8 protein-coding genes are annotated in these 7,266 nt (G+C 68.4%); 5 read left to right on the forward strand and 3 right to left on the reverse strand.

Annotated elements, in window-relative coordinates:
* Positions 1-164: 164 nt before the first annotated feature.
* The 3 genes from hda to ABE522_RS17255 are packed head-to-tail and all read right to left on the reverse strand — an operon-like array spanning position 165 to position 3,177.
* A complete protein-coding gene (gene hda / locus ABE522_RS17245) occupies positions 165-875 on the reverse strand; it encodes a DnaA regulatory inactivator Hda (protein ID WP_346592752.1) in 711 nt (236 codons plus the stop codon).
* Positions 872-2,044 carry an AI-2E family transporter gene (locus tag ABE522_RS17250; RefSeq protein WP_346592753.1) on the reverse strand — a complete coding sequence of 391 codons (1,173 nt, stop codon included), beginning with the start codon at positions 2,042-2,044 and terminating at the stop codon, positions 872-874. Before ABE522_RS17250 ends, hda begins: the two co-directional genes overlap by 4 nt.
* On the reverse strand, positions 2,041-3,177 hold the full coding sequence (locus ABE522_RS17255; protein ID WP_346592754.1) for a DUF2066 domain-containing protein: 1,137 nt from the start codon (positions 3,175-3,177) through the stop codon (positions 2,041-2,043). Before ABE522_RS17255 ends, ABE522_RS17250 begins: the two co-directional genes overlap by 4 nt.
* A gap of 98 nt (positions 3,178-3,275) precedes the next feature.
* On the opposite strand from ABE522_RS17255, the gene purM reads away from it, so the two are divergent.
* The 5 genes from purM to ABE522_RS17280 all read left to right on the forward strand — a co-directional run bounded on the left by purM (position 3,276) and on the right by ABE522_RS17280 (position 7,128).
* Positions 3,276-4,337, forward strand: a complete 1,062-nt coding sequence (gene purM, locus ABE522_RS17260) for a phosphoribosylformylglycinamidine cyclo-ligase (protein WP_346592755.1) — start codon at positions 3,276-3,278, stop codon at positions 4,335-4,337.
* 138 nt (positions 4,338-4,475) lie between these two features.
* Positions 4,476-4,913, forward strand: coding sequence for a hypothetical protein (locus tag ABE522_RS17265; protein WP_346592756.1), 438 nt, complete (start codon positions 4,476-4,478; stop codon positions 4,911-4,913).
* Entirely contained in the window at positions 4,910-5,572 is a 663-nt protein-coding gene (gene purN, locus ABE522_RS17270) for a phosphoribosylglycinamide formyltransferase (protein WP_346592757.1), read from the forward strand. Before ABE522_RS17265 ends, purN begins: the two co-directional genes overlap by 4 nt.
* Before the next feature lie 66 nt (positions 5,573-5,638).
* Positions 5,639-6,442, forward strand: a complete 804-nt coding sequence (locus ABE522_RS17275; RefSeq protein ID WP_346592758.1) for a DUF3108 domain-containing protein — start codon at positions 5,639-5,641, stop codon at positions 6,440-6,442.
* A 2-nt stretch (positions 6,443-6,444) separates the two neighbouring features.
* Positions 6,445-7,128, forward strand: coding sequence for a DUF3108 domain-containing protein (locus ABE522_RS17280; RefSeq protein WP_346592759.1), 684 nt, complete (start codon positions 6,445-6,447; stop codon positions 7,126-7,128).
* The last annotated feature ends 138 nt before the right edge of the window (positions 7,129-7,266 follow it).

The following is a 7,266-nucleotide window of genomic DNA, read 5'->3' on the forward strand; positions in this document are numbered from 1 at the left end:
GTGCAGGACCGTCTTTTCGCATGGATGCGAAAAGCGAGCCCCCATGGACGGGTTCACGGCGTGTCCTGCACAGCCACCCCGCCCCGCCAACGCAACAGCCCTGCAGGGTTTTGCCTTTGCTTCAAAGCGGGCCGCCGGGCTGCAAGCCCAGCATCCACCACCCCTCAGTAACGCGGCCGGCCGTCTTCCAGTACCTGGCGCAGGAACGGCACGGTGATCCGCCGCTTGGCCGCCAGCGATTCGCGGTCCAGCCAGTCCATCAGCGTGATCAGCCCGCCCAGCTCACGCCCGGAGTGCGACAGCAACCATTCGATGGAGGCCTCGTCGATGGCCAGGCCACGGCGCAACGCGCGGTCGCGCAGCACCGCCGCCCGCCCCTCTTCGTCCAGCGCCTGCAACACCACGCGCACGCACTGGCCCAAGCGCGAACGCAGGTCCGGCAACACCAGCCCCAGCTCGGCCGGCGAGGCCTGCGCCGTATACATCACCGCCGTACCGGCCGCACGCGCGCGGTTGTGGAAATCAAACAGCGCCGTTTCGTCCTCGCGCCCACCGGCCACCGCGTCCAGCCCATCCAGCACCACCAGGTCGCGCTGCTCCAGCCCTTCCAGCACCGCACGCACCCGGCCCACCACCGCACTCAGCGGCACGTAGGTCGGCGTGCGCCCGGCCTGTTCGGCGTTGGAACACATCGCCAGCGCCTGGTGGGTCTTGCCGGTGCCGGCCGCGCCTTCCAGATACACCCAGTCCCTGCTGGCACCCACCGCGATCGCGCGCAGCTGCGCCAGCGCACCGTCCGGTGCGCCGATGAAGGTCTCCAGTCGCTCGTCCTGCGGGTAATGCAGGGCCAGCGGCAGCTGCGGTACGGCGCTCACTTCGGTTCCGGGCCCTTCGGTGCGCCATCGACGATGATGACCGGCTTGTCGATGTAGGAATCAAGCACGATGGACGGCTTCTCGCCGGCATACAGCTCGCTTTCGCGGTAGCGCTGGTGGGCATAGCGCAGCAGCACGTTGCTGACCGCCGCCACCGGCAACGCCAGCAGCATGCCGAGGAAACCGAACAGCTGGCCACCGGCCATCACCGCGAAGATCACCGCCACCGGATGCAGGCCGATCTTGTCGCCGACGATGCGCGGGGTCAGCACGTAGCTTTCCAGCAGCTGGCCCACGGTGAACACCACGCCGACCAGCAGCAGCAGCTTCAGGTCGAAGCCCTGCGACTGCACCAGGGCGGCGATCACCGCCATCAGGATCCCGGTGGTGGCGCCCAGGTAGGGAATGAAACTGATCAGCCCGGCGATGATGCCGATCAACAGGCCCAGGTTCAGGCCGACCATCGTCAGGCCACCGGCGTAGATCACACCCAGTGCGATCATCACCAGGAACTGGCCACGGATGAACGCGCCCAGCACATCGTTGGATTCGCGCGCCAACTGGGTGATGGTGCCCACGTGGTTGCGCGGGATGACCGAGCGTACGCGCTCGACCAGCAGGTCCCAGTCACGCAGGAAATAGAACGCCAGGATCGGCAGCAGCAGCAGGTTGACCACCCAGGTCACCATCGCGAAGCCGGAACGCTGCACATAGCCGAAGAACTGCTTGGCCACGCCCCCGGCCTGCTGCCAGTGGCTGCGGATGTACTCCATCACCCGGTCCGAATCCAGCCACTGCATCACTTCCAGGCCGGTCTTCTGTTCGAACCAGGGGATGCCCTTTTCCATCAGCCAGGCCTGGGCCTGCGGCGCGGAAGCGATCAAGGTGCTGATCTGGCGCTCGATCATCGGCACCAGGATCAACAGCAGCGCGGTGATCACCAGCACCATCGCCACGAACACCAGGATCACGCCGGTATTGCGCGAACGCCCGGTCGCCTCGATCCGGTCCACCAGCGGATCGCCCAGCCAGGCCAGCGCCAGCGCCAGCACGAACGGGGTCAGGATGGGCGCCAGCAGCCAGACCACCCAGCCGATCAGCAGCGCGACCGCGACGAACTTCACGCGGCGCAGGAACAGGGCGATTTCCGCCTCCGGGGTGTGGATCATCGCAGGCGATACTCGTTGCTGGCCGGGGCCGGATTCTGTTCGTCACCGTCCAGGGTGATCGCCACCGGGGCGACCGGCACCAGCACGCCGTCCTCGCCCAGCATGCGGTTCAACCCGGCAAGTCCGGTGGTCATTTCAAGGCTCAGTTCCAGCCGGTTGCCCACCGCGCGCAGCGGGATGATGTTGCGCACCACCGGCACCTCGCGCAGGCCGGCGGCCAGCCGCATGTAGTCGTCGGCGCTGTCGATCCCGGTCACCACGACGCGGTAGGTCCCGGCCTGGCCGGTTGCCGCGCCGGGCTTGGCATAACGGCGCACCAGCGCGTCGGCCGCGCCGTCGGCACCGCCGGCCATCGCGCGCATGGCGTTGGCATCCTTGGTGGTCCATTTGTTCAGTTCGCGGCCGTTGTCAACGAACACCCAGTCCGCCGTCCAGCCGCCATCCGCGCGCGACAGCTTGCCGATCAGCTGCATCGGCGGGGCGTAACGGGCCGACGCCCGCGCCACCGCGGCGGTGTCCTGGCGCCAGATCGCACCCACCAGCGCCTGTTCGGCGGTGCTGCCGGTCGGCAGGCCCAGCTTGAAGCCGCGTTCCACCGCGCGCGCCAGTACCGGGCGCACCGCGTTGGCCTGCTGCACGGTTACCAACCGCGGGCCGCTGCCATCGTCGATGGCCAGCCACAGCACCGGCTTCGGGCGCGGCTGCGGCCACACCGGCAGGCCCAGCGCGGCGACCATCGCATCCACGTCGTCTTCGCGGAAACGGGCGACCAGCAGGGTGCGGAAGTTCGGCGCACCACTGGCGCTGGTGCTCTGGTCCTGCTTGTAGTCGTAGCTCTGCACGTAATCCTTGGCATTGCGCAGGGCCTGCACCACGCCCGGGCGGGCGGTGATGTTGCGGTCGCCCGACAGCTTGCCCAGCACTTCGGCCAGCGCGCGCGACAAGCCGCCGTTGCGATCACCGTCGCTTTGGCCCCGGACCGGGACCTCGGCCTCGTAGGCGCCGCTGGCGGTGGCCACTTCCCCTTCGGTGCGCAGGCCGCTCTGGGCCAGGGCGGCAAAGGGCAGGCACGCCGCGAAGAGCATGATGAGGAACGTGGTCCTGAGGGGGCTGCGGGGCATCTGGACTTCCATTGGCTCGACGTATCCGGGGAGATTGTTGCCCGAATAGGGTCTTTGCGCCAACGTGGCCTGTTAAAATCGCCGTCTCACCCTTGCCAGCGCCGACGCCCGTGACCAACAGCCCGTCCTCCGCCCCTACGCCCCTCACCTACCGTGACGCGGGTGTCGACATCGATGCCGGCAACGAACTGGTCGAGCGCATCAAGCCGCTGGTCAAGCGCAGCTTCCGCCCTGAAGTGATGGGCGGACTGGGCGGGTTCGGTGCCCTGTTCGACCTGTCCAACAAGTACCGCGAGCCGGTGCTGGTGTCCGGTACCGACGGCGTCGGCACCAAGCTGAAGCTGGCCCAGCAGCTGGGCCGCCACGACACCATCGGCATCGACCTGGTCGCCATGTGCGTGAACGACGTGCTGGTCCAGGGCGCCGAGCCGCTGTTCTTCCTGGATTATTTCGCCACCGGCAAGCTGGACATCGACACCGCCGCGGCGGTCGTGGGCGGCATCGCCAACGGCTGCGCCGAAGCGGGCTGCGCGCTGATCGGCGGCGAGACCGCTGAAATGCCCGACATGTATGCCCCGGGCGAGTACGACCTGGCCGGCTTCACCGTGGCCGGCGTGGAAAAGAGCGAACTGAAGGATGGCGCCAGCGTTGCCGAAGGCGACGTGCTGATCGGCATCGCCTCCTCCGGCCCGCATTCGAACGGCTATTCGCTGGTGCGCCGCATCTACGACCGCGCTGGGCAGCCGGCCGACCTGGTGCTGGACGACGGCGTGAAGCTGGTCGATGCGCTGATGGCGCCGACCCGCCTGTACGTGAAGCCGATCCTGGCCCTGCTCAAGACCCACGGTGAGGCAATCCACGGCATGGCCCACGTCACCGGCGGTGGCCTGACGGAAAACATCATCCGCGTGGTGCCCGACGGCCTGGGCCTGGACATCGACGCCCGCAGCTGGCCCCTGCCGCCGGTGTTCCAGTGGCTGCAGCGCGAAGGCGCGGTGGCCGATGCCGAAATGTGGCGCACCTTCAACTGCGGCATCGGCTTCGTGCTGATCGTCGCCGCCGACCAGGTCGCCGCCGTGGCCGAGGCCGCCGGCGCACAGGGCCTGCAGCACTGGACCATCGGCAAGGTCGTGCCGGCCGTGGAAGGCGCCGAGCGCGTCCACATCGGCTGATCCCCGGTTCCCGCGCCGGTAGCGCCGAGCCATGCCCGGCGAGCGCAGCGGGAGCGTCCAGACATTCCGCCGAGCATGGCTCGGCGCTACCGAAGCCGGGTGTTACCCGGCGCCTGCAAGGCCATCAACGAGACCACCATGTCCGCCACGCCTCCCCCCCTGCACGCCCCGCGTGGCTGGACGTCGATGCAGGTCGATTCCCACCTGCATACGCTGAAGATCCTGTTCTATGTGCTGGGGGGTTTCGAACTCCTCCTCGCCGCTTTCCTGCTGCTGGTCACCCTCGCCGGCTATGTCAGCGAGCCGCCCGGCAGTGGTCCGGACGCGGCCCCGTGGCTGCTGTTCATCGTGATGGGCATCGCTTCGGCGGTGTACGTCGTGCTGGGCGGATTGAGCCTCCAGGCCGCGCGCTGCCTGGGCGCGCGTCGCCGGCATCGGCTGTGCCTGGTCGTGGCGGGGCTGGCCTGCCTGACCGGTGCGCTGGGCGTGGCGCTGACCGTCTACGCGCTGTGGGCGCTGCTGCGCCCGGAAGTGGTCGCCAGCTTCTCCGACGGCGCGCCCAAGGTCGCGGCGTGATCCGCCCGGCCCGCATCGCGGTGCTGGCCTCCGGCCGCGGCAGCAACCTGCAGGCGATCCTGGATGCGGTCACCCAGGGCCAGCTGCAGGCCGAAGTGGTGGGTGTGTTTTCTGATCGTCCCGAAGCGCCGGCATTGCAGCGCGTGCCGGCTGCGCAGCGCTGGGCGGCCGCGCCGCGTGACTTCGCCGACCGGGCCGCTTACGAAGCCGCGTTGGGTGACGCCGTTGCCGCCAGCGCGCCGGACTGGATCGTCTGCGCCGGCTACATGCGCATCCTCGGCGCCGATTTCGTGGCCCGTTTCGACGGCAAGCTGGTCAACATCCACCCCTCGCTGCTGCCCCTGTACAAGGGCCTGCACACGCATGCGCGGGCGTTGGAAGCCGGTGATACGCAGCACGGGGCCAGCGTCCACTTCGTGGTGCCGGAGCTGGATGCGGGCACCGTCCTGGCCCAGGCGCGCGTTGACGTACTCCCCGGTGATTCCCCGGAAACACTGGCCGCCCGCGTGTTGGAGGTGGAGCACCCGCTGCTGATAGCGAGCCTGCAGCTGCTGGCCAGCGGCCGCGTAACTGAACAGAACGCTCAGCTCCAGCTCGACGGTCACCCCCTTTTCAGCCCGCTGGTCCTAGATTCGGCGCGCATGCTGCAACCTGCCTGAGTTGCTGAACACGCGCCGCTGACCCGGGCGCTGGCATGCTTCCCTTCTCTTTCGTTGCTGGCTGGTATGAAGAACACGACGCTGCTCCGTCCCGCGCTGTTGCTGTCCGCCCTGTTCTGCCTGGCGGCGCTGCCTTCGGCTGCGCAGCAGGCGCCGCAGCCCGCACCGGCCGAGGCGGCGCCAACGGTTCCGGCGCTGCCCGCGCTGGCCTGGGAACCGCCCGCGCTGGAACCGTTCACCGCCACCTACCAGGCCTTCTACAAGGGCAAGGAAGCAGGCGATGCCACCATGCGCGTCACCCATGCCGGTGGCACGCAGTGGCGCGTGGACATGCAGGTGGTCGGACGCCGTGGCTTCGCCAGCGTGCTGGGCCTGAACCTGGAACAGAGCACCGTGTTCGAGAACCACGGCGGCCAGTACGTGCCGTTGAGCCAGAGCACGGTGCGCAAGGGCCTGTTCCTCGGCAAGAAAGTCATCGGCACCTATGACTGGCAGGCCGGCACGGCGCGCTGGACGGGCGACCTGAAAAAAGAACGCACCCAGCCGATCCCGCTGCAGGCTGGTGACCAGAGCGCGCTGCTGTTGAACCTGGCGATCATGCGCGACGCCCGCCCCGGCAGCGCGATGCATTACCGCTACGTCGACGTGGGCCGCGTGCGCCAGCACGATTACCAGTCCGCCAGCGCCACCGAAAGCGTGCAGGTGGGCGACCTGTCCTACGACGCGCTGCGCGTGGCGCGCACCAACGGTGGCAACGACGAAACCATCCTGTGGATCGCCAACGGCGTACCGACGCCGGTGCGTATCCTGCAACGCAAAGATGGCCAGGACTACATCGACCTGCGCCTCATCGAATACCAAGGAGTCTGAGCATGACCACGTTCCAACGTCCGCTGACCTGGATCGCCGCTGCCGCCCTGTCGGTAGCCAGCCTGCCCGCGATGGCACTGCAGCCGTTCAAGGCCGATTACCTTGCCAGTTACATGGGCATGCAGGCCAACGGCACGATGACCCTGGCCAGCGAAGGCACCGGCAAGTGGCGTTACAGCCTGAAGGTGAAGAACCAGCTGGCCGACCTGAGCCAGAGCACCGTGTTCGAGGAAGCCAACGGCCGCCTGCGCCCGCTGAGCAGCCAGGACAGCTCGGTGCTGCTGGTGAAGAAGCGCAACGTGCAGGCCACGTACAACTGGACCAGCAACCAGGCCACCTGGACTGGTGACATCAAGCCGGACCGCGCCGGTCCGGTGGCGCTCAGGCCCGGTGACATGGATGCGCTGCTGATCAACCTGGCGATCGCGCGCGACCTCGCTGCCGGCAAGCCGCTGACCTACCGCATGGTGGACGAAGGCCGGATCAAGCCGATGACCTACCGCGTGGTCGGCAAGGAAGCGGTGACCGTGGCCGGCAAGAGCTACGAAGCGACCAAGGTGTCGCGCGTGGATGGCAACAAGGAACTGATCGCGTGGATCGTGCCGGAGTTCCCGGTGCCGGCGCGCCTGTTGCAGCGCGAAAGCGGCAAGGACGCGCTGGACCTGACCATCAAGGGCTTGAACTGACGTATCGGTGGTGACGGCCGCGGGCCGTCATGGGCGGGGTTGTCGGCCAGCGGCCGGCACACCCCGGCGGGTGTTGTCGGCCCTCCGCCGGCACCCACCCAAAGCCGTATGCGGCCGGGAACACCGGGCGGCCGTCCC

This window comes from Stenotrophomonas lacuserhaii (assembly GCF_039674585.1).
GTDB lineage: Bacteria > Pseudomonadota > Gammaproteobacteria > Xanthomonadales > Xanthomonadaceae > Stenotrophomonas > Stenotrophomonas pennii_A.

What these genes read in the sequence shown, in the direction of transcription:
- ABE522_RS17250 (WP_346592753.1), bottom strand. Translation starts at nt 2,044, where the DNA reads ATGATCCACACCCCGGAGGCGGAAATCGCCCTGTTCCTGCGCCGCGTG.
- ABE522_RS17255 (WP_346592754.1), bottom strand. Translation starts at nt 3,177, where the DNA reads ATGGAAGTCCAGATGCCCCGCAGCCCCCTCAGGACCACGTTCCTCATC.
- ABE522_RS17280 (WP_346592759.1), top strand. Translation starts at nt 6,445, where the DNA reads ATGACCACGTTCCAACGTCCGCTGACCTGGATCGCCGCTGCCGCCCTG.
- ABE522_RS17275 (WP_346592758.1), top strand. Translation starts at nt 5,639, where the DNA reads ATGAAGAACACGACGCTGCTCCGTCCCGCGCTGTTGCTGTCCGCCCTG.
- ABE522_RS17265 (WP_346592756.1), top strand. Translation starts at nt 4,476, where the DNA reads ATGTCCGCCACGCCTCCCCCCCTGCACGCCCCGCGTGGCTGGACGTCG.